The 16932-nt window shown below is 70.4% G+C and carries 18 protein-coding genes; 14 read left to right on the top strand and 4 right to left on the bottom strand.

Annotated elements, in window-relative coordinates; genetic code table 11:
• The first annotated feature begins 21 nt into the window (after positions 1–21).
• The 7 genes from QZH52_RS22985 (at position 22) to QZH52_RS22955 (ending at position 5777) form a co-directional block, all read left to right on the top strand.
• On the top strand, positions 22–852 hold the full coding sequence (locus tag QZH52_RS22985; RefSeq protein ID WP_301812874.1) for a phosphoenolpyruvate hydrolase family protein: 831 nt from the start codon (positions 22–24) through the stop codon (positions 850–852).
• Positions 853–926: 74 nt separating this feature from the next.
• Positions 927–2615, top strand: coding sequence for a flotillin family protein (locus QZH52_RS22980; RefSeq protein ID WP_301812873.1), 1689 nt, complete (start codon positions 927–929; stop codon positions 2613–2615).
• A 3-nt stretch (positions 2616–2618) separates the two neighbouring features.
• Positions 2619–3056 carry an SRPBCC family protein gene (locus QZH52_RS22975; RefSeq protein ID WP_301812872.1) on the top strand — a complete coding sequence of 146 codons (438 nt, stop codon included), beginning with the start codon at positions 2619–2621 and terminating at the stop codon, positions 3054–3056.
• An 8-nt stretch (positions 3057–3064) separates the two neighbouring features.
• Positions 3065–4540: an SRPBCC family protein gene (locus QZH52_RS22970; RefSeq protein WP_301812871.1), complete on the top strand. Its 1476-nt coding sequence runs from the start codon at positions 3065–3067 to the stop codon at positions 4538–4540.
• A 25-nt stretch (positions 4541–4565) separates the two neighbouring features.
• Positions 4566–4943, top strand: coding sequence for a VOC family protein (locus QZH52_RS22965; RefSeq protein WP_301812870.1), 378 nt, complete (start codon positions 4566–4568; stop codon positions 4941–4943).
• A 21-nt stretch (positions 4944–4964) separates the two neighbouring features.
• Complete coding sequence (locus QZH52_RS22960; protein ID WP_301812869.1) at positions 4965–5171, top strand: hypothetical protein; 207 nt, start codon at positions 4965–4967, stop codon at positions 5169–5171.
• Between the two features lie 96 nt (positions 5172–5267).
• Entirely contained in the window at positions 5268–5777 is a 510-nt protein-coding gene (locus tag QZH52_RS22955) for a hypothetical protein (RefSeq protein ID WP_301812868.1), read from the top strand.
• Here QZH52_RS22955 and QZH52_RS22950 read toward each other — a convergent pair.
• From QZH52_RS22950 to QZH52_RS22940, 3 genes are read right to left on the bottom strand one after another with little or no spacing between them, the layout of a single operon-like run.
• Complete coding sequence (locus QZH52_RS22950) at positions 5774–6784, bottom strand: serine hydrolase domain-containing protein (RefSeq protein ID WP_301812867.1); 1011 nt, start codon at positions 6782–6784, stop codon at positions 5774–5776. The genes QZH52_RS22955 and QZH52_RS22950 overlap by 4 nt on opposite strands.
• Positions 6781–6942 carry a type II toxin-antitoxin system antitoxin gene (locus tag QZH52_RS22945; protein WP_301812866.1) on the bottom strand — a complete coding sequence of 54 codons (162 nt, stop codon included), beginning with the start codon at positions 6940–6942 and terminating at the stop codon, positions 6781–6783. The genes QZH52_RS22950 and QZH52_RS22945 overlap by 4 nt, the downstream gene beginning before the upstream one ends.
• 52 nt (positions 6943–6994) lie before the next feature.
• Entirely contained in the window at positions 6995–7894 is a 900-nt protein-coding gene (locus tag QZH52_RS22940; RefSeq protein ID WP_301812865.1) for an SPFH domain-containing protein, read from the bottom strand.
• Positions 7895–8004: 110 nt separating this feature from the next.
• Here QZH52_RS22940 and QZH52_RS22935 point away from each other — a divergent pair, with 110 nt between their 5' ends.
• Complete coding sequence (locus tag QZH52_RS22935; protein ID WP_301812864.1) at positions 8005–8352, top strand: hypothetical protein; 348 nt, start codon at positions 8005–8007, stop codon at positions 8350–8352.
• A 140-nt stretch (positions 8353–8492) separates the two neighbouring features.
• Positions 8493–9020 carry an Rrf2 family transcriptional regulator gene (locus tag QZH52_RS22930; protein WP_301812863.1) on the top strand — a complete coding sequence of 176 codons (528 nt, stop codon included), beginning with the start codon at positions 8493–8495 and terminating at the stop codon, positions 9018–9020.
• A 33-nt stretch (positions 9021–9053) separates the two neighbouring features.
• On the opposite strand, the gene QZH52_RS22925 is transcribed toward QZH52_RS22930, so the two are convergent.
• Complete coding sequence (locus QZH52_RS22925) at positions 9054–9242, bottom strand: DUF2970 domain-containing protein (RefSeq protein WP_286536780.1); 189 nt, start codon at positions 9240–9242, stop codon at positions 9054–9056.
• A gap of 296 nt (positions 9243–9538) precedes the next feature.
• On the opposite strand from QZH52_RS22925, the gene kdpF reads away from it, so the two are divergent.
• The 5 genes from kdpF to QZH52_RS22900 are packed head-to-tail and all read left to right on the top strand — an operon-like array spanning position 9539 to position 16929.
• Positions 9539–9637, top strand: coding sequence for a K(+)-transporting ATPase subunit F (gene kdpF, locus QZH52_RS22920; protein WP_286508843.1), 99 nt, complete (start codon positions 9539–9541; stop codon positions 9635–9637).
• Positions 9637–11442 (top strand): potassium-transporting ATPase subunit KdpA, encoded by a 1806-nt coding sequence (kdpA, locus tag QZH52_RS22915; protein WP_301812862.1) that lies wholly within the window; start codon positions 9637–9639, stop codon positions 11440–11442. The genes kdpF and kdpA overlap by 1 nt, the downstream gene beginning before the upstream one ends.
• Before the next feature lie 10 nt (positions 11443–11452).
• Positions 11453–13549 (top strand): potassium-transporting ATPase subunit KdpB, encoded by a 2097-nt coding sequence (kdpB, locus tag QZH52_RS22910; protein ID WP_301812861.1) that lies wholly within the window; start codon positions 11453–11455, stop codon positions 13547–13549.
• A gap of 10 nt (positions 13550–13559) precedes the next feature.
• The gene (gene kdpC / locus QZH52_RS22905; RefSeq protein WP_301812860.1) at positions 13560–14138 is read left to right on the top strand and encodes a potassium-transporting ATPase subunit KdpC; all 579 of its coding nucleotides are present in this window, start codon (positions 13560–13562) and stop codon (positions 14136–14138) included.
• Between the two features lie 49 nt (positions 14139–14187).
• Entirely contained in the window at positions 14188–16929 is a 2742-nt protein-coding gene (locus tag QZH52_RS22900) for a DUF4118 domain-containing protein (protein ID WP_301812859.1), read from the top strand.
• Positions 16930–16932: the final 3 nt, after the last annotated feature.

Here is a 16932-nt window from a genome sequence, read left to right as displayed (position 1 = left end):
ACTCACGAGGAGGAACCGCCCATGCCACGCATCTCCCGCTCGACCCTGCTGGCCGGCCTGCGCGCCAAGATAGAAGCCGGCCGGCCGATCATCGGCGGCGGCGCCGGCACCGGCCTGTCGGCCAAGTGCGAGGAAGCCGGCGGCATCGACCTGATCGTGATCTACAACTCGGGCCGCTACCGCATGGCCGGGCGCGGCTCGCTGGCGGGGCTGCTGGCCTACGGCAACGCCAACGAGATCGTCTGCGAGATGGCGCGCGAGGTGCTGCCGGTGGTCCGGCATACGCCCGTGCTGGCCGGTGTGAACGGCACCGACCCGTTCATGATTCCCGACGAGTTCCTGGCCCGGCTGGTGTCGCTGGGCTTCTCGGGGGTGCAGAACTTCCCGACCGTCGGGCTGATCGACGGCGTCTTCCGGGCCAACCTCGAAGAGACCGGCATGGGCTACGGGCTCGAGGTCGAGTTGATCGCCCGCGCCCGGGCGCTCGACCTGCTGACCACCCCCTACGTGTTCTGCGAGGCCGATGCGCGGGCCATGGCGGCGGCCGGTGCCGACATCGTGGTGTGCCACCTCGGCCTCACGACCGGTGGCGCGATCGGCGCCGGCACCGCGCTCACGCTGGCCGACTGCGTGCCGCGGATCAATGCCTGGGCGACGGCGGCGCAGGCGGTCAACCCCGAAGTGATCGTGTTGTGCCACGGCGGGCCTATCGCCACCCCCGAGGACGCGCAGTACGTGCTCGCGCGCTGCCCGGCTTGCCACGGCTTCTACGGCGCGAGTTCGATGGAGCGGCTGCCGACCGAGGTGGCGCTTACCGAGACCACGCGACGCTTTGTTGCGATAGCCAGATGACTTTGCGGGACAGACCAAGAAACTGCGCAGCAGTTTTTGCTCTGTCCTCAACTGATTAAAAGGAGACCAGGTTTATGTCAGGCGCTCAATTCGGAAGTTTCATCCTCGCGCTGATCGTCGTCGCGATCGTCGTGGCGATCGCGGTCTGGCTGCTGCACTGGCTCTACCTGCGCAGTTCCAAGGAGCGGTCCTTCGTGCGCACCGGCCTTGGCGGCCAGAAGGTGGTGCTGGGCGGCGGCGCCTTCGTGCTGCCGATCGTGCACGACGTGATCCCGGTCAACATGAACACGCTGCGGCTGGAGGTCAGCCGCGGCCGCGACAAGGCGCTGATCACCAAGGACCGCATGCGGGTCGACGTCATGGCCGAGTTCTACGTCCGCGTGGCGACCAGCGAGGAGGCGGTGGCGGCGGCGGCGCAGACGCTCGGCCTGCGCACGCTGGAGCCCGACCAGCTGCGCGAACTGGTCGAAGGCAAGTTCGTCGACGCCCTGCGCACCGCGGCGGCCGAGATGACGATGGAGGAACTGCACGAGCGGCGCGGCGCCTACGTCAAGCGCGTGCGCGATGCGGTCGCCGAGGACCTGACCAAGAACGGCCTCGAGCTCGAGGCCGCCTCGCTGACCCAGCTCGACCAGACCGGCATGGAGTTCTTCAACCCGAGCAATGCCTTCGACGCCGAGGGCCTGACCCGCCTCACCGAGCAGATCGAGCACCGCAAGAAGCAGCGCAACGATGTCGAACAAGACACGCTGATCGCGATCCGCAACAAGAACCTCGAGGCCGAGAAGCTGTCGCTCGACATCGACCGCGAGGGCGAGCATGCGCGCCTGGCGCAGCAGCGCGAGCTGGAGATCGCGCGCGCCCGCCAGCGCGCCGAGGTGTCGGCCGAGCGGGCCCAGCGCGAGCAGGATGCCGAAGCGGCGCAGATCGCGGCCAAGCAGAGCATCGACCAGGCCCGCATCCGCTCCGAGCAGACGCTGGAGGAAGACCGTATCGGCAAGGAGCGCGCGATCCAGGGCGCCGAGATCGAGCGGCGCATGTCGCTCGAACTGGCCGAGCAGCAGCGCGCGATCTCGGTCGCGCGCGAGAGCAAGGCCCAGAGCGAGGCCCAGGCCGAGGCCGAGATCGCCCGTGCGCTGGCGGTGTCGGCCGAGGAGAAGGTGTTCACCGCGCGCGAGGTCGAGATGGCCGAGCGCAAGAAGGCGATCGAGCTGATCGGTGCCCAGCAGATCGCCGAGCGCGATGCGCTGCGCCTGACCTCGGCGGCGCAGGCCGAGAGCGACGCCAGTGCCGCCCGCGGCGCTGCGGTGCGGGCCCAGGCCGAGGCCGATGCAGACGCCGACAAGATCCGCTCGATGGCGATGCGGGTGCGCGCCGAGATCGAGGCCGAGGCGGCGCGCATGATGAACGAGTCGCACAACATGCTGTCGCCCGAGGCGCGGATGTCGGCGCTGCGCATGAAGCTGGTCGAGAAGGCCGAGGCGATCATCCGCGAATCGGTGCGGCCGCTGGAGCGCATCGAGGGCATCAAGATCCTGCATGTCGACGGGCTCGGCGGCTCGGGCGGCGATGGCGGGCGCAATGGCGAAGGCGGCGGCTTCGCCGACGGCCTGGTCAATTCCGCGCTGCGCTTCCGGGCCCAGGCGCCGCTGGTCGACCAGCTGCTGCGCGAGATCGGCATCGAAGGCGGCGACATCCAGCGGCTGGTCGGCGATGCCAGCGGCGCCCACGCCGCCTTGCCCTCGGCCGCGCCGAAGGAATAGCGCATGGTCAACGTCTACGTGTCCAGCGTGATCGATGCCAGCGCCGACAGCGTCTGGACGCGGGTGCGCGACTTCAACGGCCTGCCGCAATGGCACCCGTCGATCGCCGACAGCCGGATCGAGAACGGCCAGCCGGCCGACCGCGTCGGCTGCATCCGGCACTTCCACCTGAAGGACGGCGGCATGATCCGCGAGCGGCTGCTGGCGCTCTCGGACTACGACTACAGCTGCACCTACGAGATCCTCGAAAGCCCGATGGGGGTCGCCAACTACACGGCCACTCTCAAGCTCACGCCGGTGACCGATGGCGGGCGCTGCTTTGCCGAGTGGAGCGCCGAGTTCGACTGCGACCCCGGCCGCGAAGGCGAGCTGGTTCGATCGATCGGCGAAGGCGTGTTCCAGGCCGGCTTCGACGCCCTGAAGCGGCGCTCGCTGCGCTGACACGCCCCATGCTGCAGAAGGTCGTCCGCTCCGCGATCATCGATGCGCCCATCGAGCGCGTCTGGACCGTGCTGCGCGACTTCAACAGCCATGACCAGTGGCACAGCGCGATCGAAACCAGCCACATCGAGGGCGGCGAGCGCAGCGACCAGGTCGGCTGCGTGCGCAATTTCACCTTGAAGGACGGCCACCACATCCGCGAGCAGTTGCTGACCCTGTCCGACCGCGAGCACCAGAGCACCTACTGCATCGTCGAGGCCAGCCTGCCGCTGCAGCGCTATGTCGCGACCGTGACGTTGAAGCCTGTGACCGATGGGAACCGCACCTTCTGGCACTGGATGTCGAGCTTCGCGACGCCGCCGGGCATGGAGCGCGAACTGCACGACACCGTGGCGCAGGGCGTCTACGAGACCGGCTTCGAGGACCTGCGCCGCTACCTGCGGGGCGGCGCGGACCAACGCTCGCGCGGCGCCGGCCCGATGCCGACGGCGCTGCCGGTGCCGACTCGCCGCATCGGGGTCGCGCGCCATGGCGGCCCTGATGTGCTGTGGCCGCAGAACGCCGAGGCCGCTGCGCCCGGCGCCGGCGAAGTGCGCATCCGCCAGCGTGCGGTCGGCGTCAATTTCATCGATGTCTACCTGCGGCGCGGCTGGGTGCCCACGATGTTCCCGGTGTCCGAGGGCGCGCCGGGCGTGCCGGGCATGGAGGCCGCGGGCGGCGTGCTCGATGTCGGCCCGCAGGTCTCCGGCTTCCTGCCCGGGGACCGCGTCGCCTACCTCGGTCCGGTGCCGGGCGCCTACTGCGGCGTGCGCAGCGTGCCGGCCGACTGGGTGGTGCGGCTGCCGCCCGAGATCGAGGACGAGACGGCCGCCGCGCTGCTGCTCAAGGGCATCACGGCGGACTACCTGCTGCACGACCTCGGCCATGTGCAGCGCGGCACCCGGCTGCTGGTGCACGCGGCGGCTGGTGGGGTCGGCCTGCTGGTCTGCGCCTGGGCGCGCCGTCTCGGTGCCGTGGTGATCGGCACGGTGTCGAGCGAGGACAAGGCCCGGGTGGCGCGCGAGCATGGCTGCGAGCATGTGATCGTGACCCGCGACTACCGCTTCGCGGAGGCGGTGCAGCGCGTCTGCGGCGGCGCCGACGTGGTGATCGACGGCCTGGGCGACGCGGCCCGCGACGAGAACCTGGCGGCCCTGGCGCGCCGCGGCCACTGGATCAGCCTCGGCCAGGCCAGCGGGCCGCTGGCGCCGCTCGCGCCGGACGCGCTGGTCGCCAAGTCGCTGAGCTTCTCGCGCCCGGTGGTGTTCGACTATGTCGCGACCCAGGCCCAGCTCGCCGAGCGCGCGCAGCGGGTCTGGCAGGCGCTCGCCGACGGCGCGATCCGCCTGCCGCCGATCGAACGCTTCCCGCTCGACGCGGCGGCCGAGGCGCACGCCCGGCTCGAATCTCGTGCCAGCATCGGCGCGCTGGTGCTGCTGCCCTGAACACCCGAACGAAGGAGTACGCGACATGATCGTCGGCATGAACCACTTCACCGTGACCGCGGAGGACGAGCAGAAGACGCTGGCCTTCTACACCGGCCTGCTCGGGCTGCGCGTCGGCCACCGGCCGGACCTGGGCTTTCCGGGGGCCTGGCTCTATGGCAACGGGCCGCAGGCAGTGCTGCACCTGTACTTCGGCAGGCCGGTGCCGGCCCAGCGCACCGGCGTCATCGACCACATGGCGTTCACGGCGCAGGACCTGCGCGCGGTCAAGGCGCGCTTCGACCAGAGCGGCGTCGCCTACGAACTGCGCCAGCAGGCCGGTGCGGGCACCTGGCAGCTGTTCTGCCATGACCCGAGCGGGGCCAAGGTCGAGCTGGATTTCGATCCATCGGAGACGCCTTAGGCGTGCGCTAAAGTCCGGCTCATGAACCGGCTCCTGCTTCTGACCCTCGCCATCGCGCTCGCAGGCTGCGGCGTACCGTCCAACGAAGTCGTTCGCATGAGGGACGGCGTCCTGCGGGCCACCACCACCGCCGATGCGGCCGCGTACTGCCAGAAGGACCGCACGACCTTGCGGGTCGTCGGCAAGGCGCCGGCGGAAGGCGGCGTGCTGTTCGTCTGCGACCGCTGAGCGCGGCCGCGCCCGCACGCGGGACGAGACAGGGGACTTCAAAACCGGGATGATGCGGGCGGCCCCGTCGCCACCCCATCGAAAGAAGGAGTTTCCATGTTCGGCTTGACCCCGCTCGGCCTCGTCCACACCGCCATCAGCCTGGTGGCCCTCGCAGCCGGCCTCGCTTCCCTGCTGCGCTTCGGAGAGATCGCGGCCAGGCATCCGCTCGGCCGCACCTATGTCTGGGCCACGGTACTGACCTGCCTTACCGGCTTCGGCATCTTCAGGCACGGCGGCTTCGGCGCCCCGCATGCACTGGGCATCCTCACGCTGCTCGTGCTGGCGGTGGCGGCGCTGGCCGGTGGCGGCAAGTTCGGGCGCGCTTCGCGCGCGATCGAGATCGTCGCCTACTCGACGACGCTGTTCTTCCACATGATTCCCGGACTCACCGAAACCTTCACCCGTCTGCCGCAGGGCGCGCCCTGGTTCAGCGGGCCGGACGACCCGAGCCTGCAGAAGGCGGTGGGCGTGTGCTTCGTGCTGCTGGTGATCGGCTGCGTGCTGCAGCTGCGCGGCCTGGCGAAGCGGACGCCGGCGGGCCTGCCCGGCGGGGTGGGCGGCTAGCGCTCGACCGTCGCGTAGCGCTTCTGCGCCGCGGCGAACAGGCGGGTGCGCAGGAGCTGCACCGCCTGGCCCCGGCGCTGGCTCTCGACAGATGCGGTCGCGCTGGTCGCGATCACCAGATCCAGCGGCGGATGGACCCAGATCGTCTGGCCGCCGTAGCCGCTGGCCATGAAAGTGCGCCGCGGCGCCTCGGTCGGCAGCACCCACCACAGGTAGCCATAGGGCATCGACGCCGGCGGGCCGCCCGCGGTCTGCGGCTGGGTGGCGGCCATGACGTAGGACTCGGGAACCAGCGCCCTGCCATTCCATGCGCCCTTCTGCAGGAACAGCTGGCCGAGCCTGGCCATGTCTTCGGTGCGCAGGTGCAGGCCGCGCCGGTACGAAGGCTCCTGCATCGCGAGCGGCGCCACGAGTTCGCGCCTGGCATAGTCGGCCAGCGGCATGCCGGTCGCTTTTTCGAGCAGCGCCGCCAGCACCGGGACCAAGGCGTTGTCGTAGGCGAAGCGCTGGCCGGGGGCGCTGCCGAGCGGGCGGGCCCAGGCGTCCTGCGGCCGGCCGGGTGCCGCGGTGCCTGTCGGGTCGTCGATCGCGAAGCCCGCCGTCATCGTGAGCAAGTGGCGCAGCGTGATCGCGGCAGCGCGCGGGTCGGCGTTCAGCGGCGTCCACTCGGGCATCAGCGCCAGCACCGGCTGGTCGAGGCTCGCGAGACGGCCCTCCGCCAGCGCGATCCCGACCAGTGCCGACAATGCGCTCTTGGCCACCGACTGCGCGTCGTGCAGGGTGTCGGGCTGGCCGTCGCGGTGATAGGCATAGACGACGCGCCCCCTCAGCAGCACGACCGCGGCCTGCACGTCCGGAAGGCGCTCCGAGATGGCCTGGTCCATGCCCTGGAAGGCTTCGGCGTCCAGCGCCTGCTCGGCGGGCGAGGAATCGCGCAACTGGGCGGCGCCCAAGGCCGGCGCGAGCAGGGTCAGCATCGGAATGATCAGGCGTGCGAGGCGCTTCATGGAGTCTCCTTCTTTCTGGGAGCCGCAACGCGGGCCGGCAGCCGCCCCCTTCGCTCCAGTCCCTCGCGCAGCATGAACTCGACCTGCGCATTCGCGCTGCGCAGTTCTTGCGCGGCGAGCCGCTCGATCTCGGCCCACAGCACCGGATCGATGCGCAACGGAAAGGACTTCTTGCCTGGGCTGGCCATCGGACGAACGCGCCGCTGCGGCTCAGGTGTAGAGCGTGCCGGTGTTGATCACGGGTTGGGCGTCGTTGTCCGAGCACAGCACGACCAGCAGGTTCGACACCATCGCCGCCTTGCGCTCGTCGTCCAGGGTCACGAGGTTGCGTTCGGACAGGCCCTTGAGTGCCGCCTCGACCATGCCCACCGCGCCCGCCACGATCTGGTGCCGGGCGCTGACGATGGCCGTGGCCTGCTGGCGCCGCAGCATCACCTGGGCGATCTCGGGCGCGTAGGCCAGGTGCGTGAGCTTGGCGTCGAGCACCTCGACCCCGGCGCTGGCGAAACGCTGGTTGAGTTCGGCCTTCAGGGCATCTGCCACCACGTCGAGTCCGGCCCGCAGCGTGGTCTCGTCGCCTTCGAGGTCCTCGCCGCTGTCGTAGGCATAGAGCGTGGCCAGGTGGCGGATAGCGGCTTCGGCCTGGATGCTCACGAACTTCGTGTAGTCGTCGATCTCGAACACCGCCTGGGCCGTGTCGTGCACGCGCCAGACCACCGCGGCGCCGATCTCCACCGGGTTGCCGCGCTTGTCGTTGACCTTCAGCGGCGGCGTGTTGAGGTTGCGTGCGCGCAGAGAGATCTTCTGGCCGCTCAGCAAGGGGTTGGTCCAGCGCAGGCCCTCGGAGCGGTCGGTGCCCTTGTATTCGCCGAACAGCGTGAAGATGATGCCCTCGTTCGGTTTGAGCATGTAGAAGCCCGGCACCAGCGCGGCGCCGGCCAGCACCAGCGCCACGCCGACCGCCGGGTGGGCCAGGTGGCGGACGAACACCAGGGCGCCGAAGCCGAACAGAAGCAGCGCGGCCAATGCCATGGCATAGCCGCTGATGGACTGGTAGCGGCGTTCGCTGCGGACGATGCGCGCGGGGGCGTGGGGCGCTGTTTCGGTCATCGGGTCTCCTCGCAAAAGTGATATCACTTTAATATCTAGGTAAAGCGAAGTCAACGGTGTCTCACAGTCAGGGGCCGTCCCCCGGACGCGGATTGTTAAAATGCGCTTCCATGCCCCGTTGGCTCGTCTCCGCTGTCCTCGCATTCGTGCTCTGCTGCCTCGGCTTCTCGGCCGCGGCCCAGGGGTACGCGGGAGCGCGCCAGCACGGCTGCGACGCCACGGCCTCGGCACAGGCGTTCGAACAGTTGCTCTCGAAGACCTTCGACGCTGGCGCGCCGAGCGAGCCGGGTGACGAATCCCTCGGCAACGACGAGCAGCGCCACGACTGCAGCGAGATCCTGATCGGTCTCCCCGGTCTCTTCGTCCCGGTGACGATGTCGGAGCCCGCGGCACCACCGCCGCCGGCGCTCGGTGCCTCGGCCTTCCTCGAGCACCCCAAGCGGCCACCCCGCGCCTAGGCCTTTCACGCCCCAGGCCCGCTGCGCGCGGGGAAGCGCCTCGTTCCCTCGCACGCCAGCACTCCGCAGCAAGACGTTTCGCACGTCGGCCTGCACCCCCCCGGCGGCGCCATGGCGCCCCAACTCAGAAAGAATCACCGATGCGTCTCACCACCAAAGGCCGCTTCGCAGTCACCGCCATGATCGACGTGGCGCTCAACGGCCGCACTGGCCCGGTCAACCTGTCCTCCATCCACCAGCGCCAGCGGATTTCGCTGTCCTACCTCGAGCAGCTGTTCGGCAAGCTGCGCCGCCAGGGACTGGTCGAATCGACCCGCGGGCCGGGCGGCGGCTATTCGCTCGGACGCCAGGCGTCGGCCATCAGCGTGGCCGAAATCATCCTGTCGATCGAAGACGAGACCGAACTCAAGAACCGCGCCCAGCGCCCGGACGCGCCGGGTGCCGTGCACCGCTGCACCACCGACGAGCTGTGGGAATCGGTCAACCGCCGCGCGGTCGAGTTCCTGGAGTCGATCACGCTGCAGAGCCTGGTCGACGAGCAGATCAGCAAAGGGGTGCGGGCGGCCCGCAAGACCAGCGTGCCGGTGCTCCCGGGGCGGGTCAAGTCGCCGCCGGTGAATGCGCCGAACTCGGTGTTCGCGATGGGCGCACTGCTGGCCAAGCGCTGAGCCCTGCGCCGCCCGGGGCCGAGGCTTGAAAAATCAGGTCCCGGCGGCGAACCTGGCCAGCGCGATCAGGCCGGCCACCAGCAGCAGCACCAGCACCAGCGCAATGGCGATGGTCGGTATCGCGCCGGCCTGGTCGACCCGTTCGTCGGCGTCGGCCCGCCGGCCGCCCAGGCCGATGAAACCCCACAGGACGGCGCGCAGGTAGCGAAGAAACTTGGACATGGGTCACTGTGACCCATCGCCGCGCCCCGGTAAAGAAGCAGATCGCGACGATTCGACCGTGGCAGATCCGGCGGCGCCGCCGTATCGGCGCTTTCCATTTACGCTTTCTTTACGCCCCCTCGCCCACTCTGTTCCCCGTCTTTACGCCCGTCTCCCGACACTGACCGCCTGTTTTCGCATGCAGGAGAGTGATCGATGGACATCGTTTGGATAGCCGCCCTGGCGGCGATGTGGGCCGCGACCGCGGCCATGGTGTGGGGGCTTGGACGGCTCGAGGCGCCCAGGGGAGAGCGCTCATGATCGGCCTCGAAGTGCTCTACGGCTTTGCCGGGCTGATCGCGATCGCGCTGTTCGCCTACCTGGTCTTCGCCCTCATCTGCGCCGAGGAGTTCTGATGGACACCCCGGCCTGGGGCCTGCTGGCCCTCTTCCTGACCGTGCTCGGCCTGCTGGCCTGGCCGCTCGGCCGCTACCTGGCGCTGTTGTGCAACGGCGCGTTGCCGCGCTGGATGCAGCGCATCGAGACGCCGCTGTTCCGGCTGGCCGGCACCTCGCCCGGCCAACCGATGCACTGGCGCCCCTATGCGCTGGCGCTGCTGGCCTTCAACGCCATCGGCGCGCTGGCGCTCTACGGCCTGCAGCGGCTGCAGGCCGTGCTGCCGCTGGACCCCGCGGGCATGGCGGCGGTGGCGCCGGATTCTTCGTTCAACACCGCGGTCAGCTTCGTCTCGAACACCAACTGGCAAGGTTATGCCGGCGAGTCGACGATGAGCTACCTGACGCAGATGCTCGGCCTCACGGTGCAGAACTTCTTCTCGGCCGCCACCGGCATCGCGGTGGCCTTCGCGCTGGCCCGCGGCTTCGCGGCGCGCAGCACCGACGGCCGCGGCGTGGTCGGCAACTTCTGGGTCGACCTCACGCGCATCACCCTGTGGCTGCTGCTGCCGCTGTCGTTCGTGCTGGCGGTCTTCTTCTCGGCCCAGGGCGTGATCCAGAACTTCGACGCCTACAAGACCGTCGCCACGGTCGAGGCCACCGCCTACCAGACACCGAAGCTCGACGCGGTGGGCCAACCGCTGAAGGACGCAGCGGGCAACCCGGTGCTGGCGGACGCCCGCACGACGACCCAGACGCTGGCGATGGGCCCGGTCGCCTCGCAGGAGGCGATCAAGATGCTCGGCACCAACGGCGGCGGCTTCTTCAACGCCAATTCGGCGCATCCCTACGAGAACCCGACGGCGCTCGCCAACTTCGCCCAGATGCTGGCGATCTTCCTGATCCCGGCGGCGTTGTGCTTCGCCTTCGGGCGGGTGGTGGGCGACCTGCGCCAGGGCTGGGCGGTGCTGGCGGCCATGACCGTGCTGTTCGTCGCGGCGGTGGTCGTGGTGATTCCGGCCGAGCAGGCAGGCAACCCGCTCTTCGGCGCCCTCGGCGTCGATCAGGCCGCCAGCGCGCTGCAGGCCGGCGGCAACATGGAGGGCAAGGAACTGCGCTTCGGCGTCACGGCCTCGGCCCTTTTCGCCGCCGTCACCACGGCGGCCTCGTGCGGCGCGGTGAACGCCATGCACGATGCTTTCACGCCGCTCGGCGGCATGGTGCCGATGGTGCTGATGCAGCTCGGCGAGGTGGTCTTCGGCGGCGTCGGCACCGGGCTCTACAGCATGCTGGTGTTCGCGATCCTGGCGGTCTTCATCGCCGGCCTGATGATCGGCCGCACGCCGGAGTACCTCGGCAAGAAGATCGAGGTGCACGAGATGAAGCTGACCTCGATCGCGATCCTGGTGACGCCGATCCTGGTGCTGGCGGGCACCGCGGTGGCGGTGATCGCCGACGCCGGCAAGGCCGGCATCGCGAACCCGGGCGCCCATGGCTTCTCCGAGATCCTCTATGCGCTGACCTCGGCCGGGAACAACAACGGCAGCGCCTTCGCGGGCCTGTCGGCCAACACGCCCTTCTACAACGCGCTGCTGGCGGTGGCGATGTGGTTCGGCCGCTTCGCGGTGATCGTGCCGGTGCTGGCGATCGCCGGCGCCCTGGCGGCCAAGAAGCGGCTGCCGGTCACGGCCGGAACGATGCCCACGCACGGCCCGCTGTTCGTCACCCTGCTGGTGGGCACCGTGCTGCTGGTGGGACTCCTGAACTATGTGCCGGCGCTGGCCCTCGGGCCGGTGGTCGAGCACCTGATGCTGTGGGCGAAGTGAGGCCCTGACCATGATCAAGACATCCATTCCCGCGTCGATGTTCGACGCCTCGCTGGTCCGTCCCGCCCTGTGGGCCGCCATCACCAAGCTCAGCCCGCGGGTGCAGTGGCGCAATCCGGTGATGTTCATCGTCTACATCGGCAGCATCCTGACCACGCTGCTGTGGCTGCACGCACTCGGCTTCGAGGGCGACGGCGGCATGCCGCCGGGCTTCGTGCTCGCGGTGTCGGTCTGGCTCTGGTTCACCGTGCTGTTCGCCAACTTCGCCGAGGCGCTGGCCGAGGGCCGCAGCAAGGCCCAGGCCGCCTCCCTGCGCGGCCTGCGCAAGGACACCTGGGCCAAGAAGCTGACCCAGCCCTTCCACGGCGCCACCTTCCTGCCCGAGCAGGCGCCCAACCTGCGCCGCGGCGACGTGGTGCTGGTCGAGACCGGCGACGTGATCCCGCTCGACGGCGAGGTGATCGAGGGCGTGGCATCGGTCGACGAGAGCGCGATCACCGGCGAATCGGCGCCGGTGGTGCGCGAGTCGGGCGGCGACTTCTCGGCCGTCACCGGCGGCACCCGGGTGCTGTCGGACTGGCTGGTGGTGCGCATCGCGGTGAACCCGGGCGAGTCCTTCCTCGATCGCATGATCGGCATGGTGGAAGCAGCCAAGCGCCAGAAGACGCCGAACGAGATCGCGCTCACGATCCTGCTGGTGGCGCTGACGCTGGTGTTCCTGGTGGTCACCGCCACCCTGCTGCCTTTCTCGCAGTTCAGCGTCTCGGCGGCGGGTGCCGGCACGGTGGTGTCGCTGACGGCACTGGTGGCGCTGCTGGTGTGCCTGATCCCGACCACCATCGGCGGCCTGCTGTCGGCCGTTGGCGTGGCCGGCATGAGCCGCATGATGCAGGCCAACGTGATCGCCACCTCGGGCCGCGCGGTCGAGGCCGCGGGCGACGTCGACGTGCTGCTGCTCGACAAGACCGGCACCATCACGCACGGCAACCGCCAGGCCAGTGCCTTCCTGACGGCGCCGGGCGTGTCGCAAGCGAAGTTGGCGCGTGCCGCAGTCCTCGCGTCGCTGGCCGACGAGACACCCGAAGGCCGCAGCATCGTCGAGTTGGCCCGTCGGGGCGGCGTCGACGACAAGGGGGTCGAGGGTGCGCACTTCGTGCCTTTCACGGCGCAGACCCGGATGAGCGGCGTCAACCTGCCGCCTGCGCCGAACAGCCTGGACGCCGACGCGATCGTCTTGCGCAAGGGCGCGGTCGATGCGGTGCGCCGGCATGTCGAGGCGCTCGGCGGCACGGTGCCCGGCGCACTGCTGCAGGCCGCCGATCAGGTGGCGCGGCGCGGCAGCACGCCGCTGGCGGTGGCCGAAGGCGCCCGCGTGCTCGGCATCGTCGAGCTCAAGGACATCGTCAAGACCGGCATCAAGGACCGCTTCGCCGAACTGCGCCGCATGGGCATCAAGACCGTGATGATCACCGGCGACAACAAGCTCACGGCGGCGGCGATCGCGGCCGAGGCCGGGGTCGACGACTTCCTGGCCGAGGCCACCCCCGAAGACAAGCTGGCGCTGATCCGCCGCTACCAGGCCGAGGGCCGGCTGGTCGCGATGACCGGCGACGGCACCAACGACGCACCGGCGCTGGCGCAGGCCGATGTCGCGGTGGCGATGGGCAGCGGCACCCAGGCCGCCAAGGAGGCCGGCAACATGGTCGACCTCGACTCCAACCCGACCAAGCTGCTGGAGGTGGTCGAGACCGGCAAGGCGCTCCTGATGACCCGCGGCTCGCTCACCACCTTCTCGATCGCCAACGACGTGGCGAAGTACTTCGCGATCATCCCGGCGATCTTCGTCTCGACCTACCCGCAGCTCGGGGCGCTGAACCTGATGCGGCTGGCGAGCCCGTCGTCGGCGATCCTGTCGGCGGTGATCTTCAATGCGCTGGTGATCGTGTTCCTGATCCCGCTGGCGCTCAAGGGCGTGCGCTACCGGCCGGTCGGCGCGGCCGCCCTGCTGCGCCGCAACCTCGCGATCTACGGCCTCGGCGGCCTGGTCGTTCCCTTCATCGGCATCAAATTCATCGACTGGCTGCTGGTTGCAGCCGGACTGGTCTGAAAGCATCACCATGGCCAACATCCTTCGTCCCGCGCTGGTCCTGTTCGCGCTGCTCGGTGCGCTCACCGGCATCGTCTATCCGCTGGCCGTGACCGGCGTCGCGCAGGCCGTGTTCCCGGCCCAGGCCGGCGGCAGCCTGGTGCTGCGCGACGGCGCGCCGGTCGGCTCGACGCTGATCGGCCAGAACTTCAGCGACCCGGCCCACTTCTGGGGCCGGCCGTCGGCCACGGCGCCGATGCCCTACAACGCGGCCGCCTCGGGCGGCGCCAACCAGGGGCCGCTGAATCCGGCGCTGGTCGACGCCGTCAAGGCACGTGTCGAAGCGCTGCGCGCGGCCGATCCGGGCAACACCGTGCCAGTGCCGGTCGACCTGGTGACGACCTCGGCGAGCGGGCTCGATCCGCACATCAGCCCGGCCGCCGCGCACTACCAGGCGCCGCGCGTGGCAAGGCAGCGGCAGCTGCCGCTCGAAGTTGTCGAGCGACTGATCGACGCCCACACCGAAGCCCCGCAGTGGCGCCTGCTCGGCGAGCCGCGCGTCAACGTGCTGGCGCTCAACCTGGCACTCGACCTGCAACCCGCGCCGTGATGGCGAGCGCAGCGGCCGATGGGATAACCTTCGACGCCCTGCCCGCTCCATGATCGACGACACCCGCCCCGACCCCGATGCCCTGATTGCCCAGTTGCGGGCGGACGAGCAGCGCGCCCAGCGCGGCAGGCTGCGCATCTACTTCGGCGCCAGCGCCGGTGTCGGCAAGACCTGGGCCATGCTGAGCGCGGCGCAGCGCGAACGGGCCGCCGGGCGGGATGTGCTGATCGGGGTGGTCGAGACCCACGGCCGCAGCGAAACCGCGGCCCTGCTGGCGGGGCTCGAATCGCTGCCCTTGCGCGAGGTCGCCTACCGCGGCCGCACGCTCGGCGAGTTCGACCTCGACGCCGCGCTGGCGCGCAAGCCGGCGCTGCTGCTGGTCGACGAACTGGCGCACACCAATGCACCCGGCTCGCGCCATGCCAAGCGCTGGCAGGACGTGCAGGAGCTGCTTGCCGCCGGCGTCGAGGTCTGGTCGGCGCTCAACGTGCAGCACCTGGAGAGCCTGAACGGCACGGTCGGCGCCATCACCGGCGTGCGGGTGCAAGAGACCGTGCCCGACAGCGTGCTCGACGATGCCGACGAGGTGGTGCTGGTCGACGTCACGCCCGACGAGCTGACGTCGCGGCTGGCGGCCGGCAAGGTCTACCTGCCGCAGCAGGCCGAGCGCGCGGCGCAGAACTTCTTCCGCAAGGGCAACCTCATCGCGCTGCGCGAGATCGCCCTGCGGCGCACCGCCGAGCATGTGGAAGACGACGTGCGCGGCTGGCGGGTCGAGCAGTCGGGACCACAGGGGGATGCCGGGCCGCCGGCCTGGAACACCTCGGGCGCCATCCTCGCCTGCGTCGGTCCGCACGAAGGCGCGGGGCAGACCGTGCGCACCGCCGCACGGTTGGCCGGGCAGCTCAATGTGCGCTGGCACGCAGCCTATGTGGAGACACCCCGGCTCCAGCGGCTCGCCGCCGCCGAGCGCGACCGCATCCTGGCCGTGCTCAAGCTGGCCGAGGAGCTCGGCGCGCAGACCGCGGTGCTGACCGGCGTCGACATCGCGCAGGCGCTGGCCGCGCAAGCACAGCGGCTCAACTGCGCCACGCTAGTGGTCGGCCGCGCCGAGCCGGCCCGGGGCTGGGCGCGCTGGTGGCCCAGGGCCATGCTCGTGCGCGAGCTGGCGCGCCACGCCCCGGCCGTCGACATCGTCGAAGTGGCGCCCGCCGACAGTTCGCGCCGACTGGCCAAGCTCCGTCCGGCCCCACGGGGCGACGGCGAGCCGCACGAGGAAGCCGGCTCGGCGCAGGCGCGGTGGCCGGGCTACGCCTGGACGGTAGCGGTCGGTGCCGCCATCACGCTGCTGGCCACGCCGCTGGCCAACGTGCTGGAGCTGAGCAACATCGTCATGCTGTTCCTGCTCGGCGTGGTGGGCGTGGCGATGCGCTTCGGCCGCGGGCCGGCCGCGTTGTCGGCGCTGCTCAACGTGGCGGCCTTCGACTTCTTCTTCGTCTCGCCGCGCCTGTCGCTGGCGGTCAGCGACGTCCAGTACCTCGTGACCTTCGCCGTGATGCTCGTGGTCGGCCTGCTGGTGGGCCAGCTGACCGCCGGTCTGCGCTTCACGGCCGGTGTGTCGACCAGCCGCGAGCGGCGCGCGCGCTCGCTGTTCGAGCTCACGCGCGAACTGTCGGCGGCGCTCGAGAGCACGCAGGTGGTCGCGCTCGGCGCAGCGGCGGTGCAAGGCCATTTCGGTGGCCGGGCGGTGGTGCTGGTGACCGACGCCAACGATCGGCTGCTGATGCCCGTGCCGGCGCCGCCGGGCTTCGATGCCAGCGTCGCGGACTGGTGCTTTCGGCACGGACAACCGGCCGGGCTGGGGACCGCCACGCTGGCCGCCCAGCCCTGGCACTACGTGCCGCTGCAGGCGCCGATGCGGGTGCGCGGCGTGCTCGCGCTGGCACCGGCACAGCCGCGCTGGCTGCTGATTCCCGAGCAGGCCCAGCAGCTCGACACGCTGGCGCGCCAGATCGCGATCGCGCTGGAACGGGTGCACTACGTGGAGGTGGCGCAGCAGGCGGTGGTCGAGATGGAGTCCGAGCGCCTGCGCAATGCGCTGCTGGGGGCGATCTCGCACGACGTTCGCACCCCGCTGACCGCCCTCATCGCGTTGGCCGAATCCCTGCAGGCGTTGCCCGAGGGCGCGGATGCACGGCAGGCGGCGCGTGCGATCGTCGCCCAGGCGCACCAGCTGCACGCGCTGGTCAGCAACCTGCTGGACATGGCGCGGCTCGAAAGCGGCATCGCGGGAGGCGCCGTCAACCTGCGCCGGGACTGGCAGTCGGTCGAGGAAGTGGTCGGATCGGCGATCCGATCGGCGCGGCCGGCGCTGAAGGACATGCCGGTCCGGACCGAGCTCCCGGCGGACCTGCCGCTGGTCGAGTTCGACGCGGTGCTGATCGAGCGCGTGCTGGTCAACCTGCTCGAGAACGCGGCCAAGTATGGCGCACCGCCGATCGTGGTCGGCGCGCAGGCGACCGAGCGGGCGCTGGTGCTGCGGGTGCGCGACCACGGGGCGGGGCTGCCCGCGGGGCTGCGGGGGCGGGAGGCGACGCTGTTCGATAAATTCACGCGCGGCCAGGCCGAATCGGCGACGCCCGGATTCGGGCTCGGGCTGGCGATCTGCAAGGCGGTGGTCAACGCCCACGGCGGCGAGATCGAGGCGGCAAATGCGGTCGGCGGCGGGGCAGAATTCACGGTCACGCTGCCGCGCCGCGAGCCGCCCGAACCGATTGAACTTCCACCCTGAAAC

This window comes from Variovorax ginsengisoli (genome assembly GCF_030486595.1).
Lineage (GTDB): Bacteria > Pseudomonadota > Gammaproteobacteria > Burkholderiales > Burkholderiaceae_C > Variovorax > Variovorax ginsengisoli_B.
This window is presented reverse-complemented; position numbering and strand designations above follow the sequence as displayed.

Excerpts from the sequence above, each read along its gene's own strand:
- QZH52_RS22985 (WP_301812874.1), top strand. The coding sequence starts at position 22 with ATGCCACGCATCTCCCGCTCGACCCTGCTGGCCGGCCTGCGCGCCAAG.
- QZH52_RS22980 (WP_301812873.1), top strand. The coding sequence starts at position 927 with ATGTCAGGCGCTCAATTCGGAAGTTTCATCCTCGCGCTGATCGTCGTC.
- QZH52_RS22975 (WP_301812872.1), top strand. The coding sequence starts at position 2,619 with ATGGTCAACGTCTACGTGTCCAGCGTGATCGATGCCAGCGCCGACAGC.
- QZH52_RS22970 (WP_301812871.1), top strand. The coding sequence starts at position 3,065 with ATGCTGCAGAAGGTCGTCCGCTCCGCGATCATCGATGCGCCCATCGAG.
- QZH52_RS22965 (WP_301812870.1), top strand. The coding sequence starts at position 4,566 with ATGATCGTCGGCATGAACCACTTCACCGTGACCGCGGAGGACGAGCAG.
- QZH52_RS22960 (WP_301812869.1), top strand. The coding sequence starts at position 4,965 with ATGAACCGGCTCCTGCTTCTGACCCTCGCCATCGCGCTCGCAGGCTGC.
- QZH52_RS22955 (WP_301812868.1), top strand. The coding sequence starts at position 5,268 with ATGTTCGGCTTGACCCCGCTCGGCCTCGTCCACACCGCCATCAGCCTG.
- QZH52_RS22950 (WP_301812867.1), bottom strand. The coding sequence starts at position 6,784 with ATGAAGCGCCTCGCACGCCTGATCATTCCGATGCTGACCCTGCTCGCG.
- QZH52_RS22940 (WP_301812865.1), bottom strand. The coding sequence starts at position 7,894 with ATGACCGAAACAGCGCCCCACGCCCCCGCGCGCATCGTCCGCAGCGAA.
- QZH52_RS22935 (WP_301812864.1), top strand. The coding sequence starts at position 8,005 with ATGCCCCGTTGGCTCGTCTCCGCTGTCCTCGCATTCGTGCTCTGCTGC.
- QZH52_RS22930 (WP_301812863.1), top strand. The coding sequence starts at position 8,493 with ATGCGTCTCACCACCAAAGGCCGCTTCGCAGTCACCGCCATGATCGAC.
- QZH52_RS22925 (WP_286536780.1), bottom strand. The coding sequence starts at position 9,242 with ATGTCCAAGTTTCTTCGCTACCTGCGCGCCGTCCTGTGGGGTTTCATC.
- kdpF (WP_286508843.1), top strand. The coding sequence starts at position 9,539 with ATGATCGGCCTCGAAGTGCTCTACGGCTTTGCCGGGCTGATCGCGATC.
- kdpA (WP_301812862.1), top strand. The coding sequence starts at position 9,637 with ATGGACACCCCGGCCTGGGGCCTGCTGGCCCTCTTCCTGACCGTGCTC.
- kdpB (WP_301812861.1), top strand. The coding sequence starts at position 11,453 with ATGATCAAGACATCCATTCCCGCGTCGATGTTCGACGCCTCGCTGGTC.
- kdpC (WP_301812860.1), top strand. The coding sequence starts at position 13,560 with ATGGCCAACATCCTTCGTCCCGCGCTGGTCCTGTTCGCGCTGCTCGGT.
- QZH52_RS22900 (WP_301812859.1), top strand. The coding sequence starts at position 14,188 with ATGATCGACGACACCCGCCCCGACCCCGATGCCCTGATTGCCCAGTTG.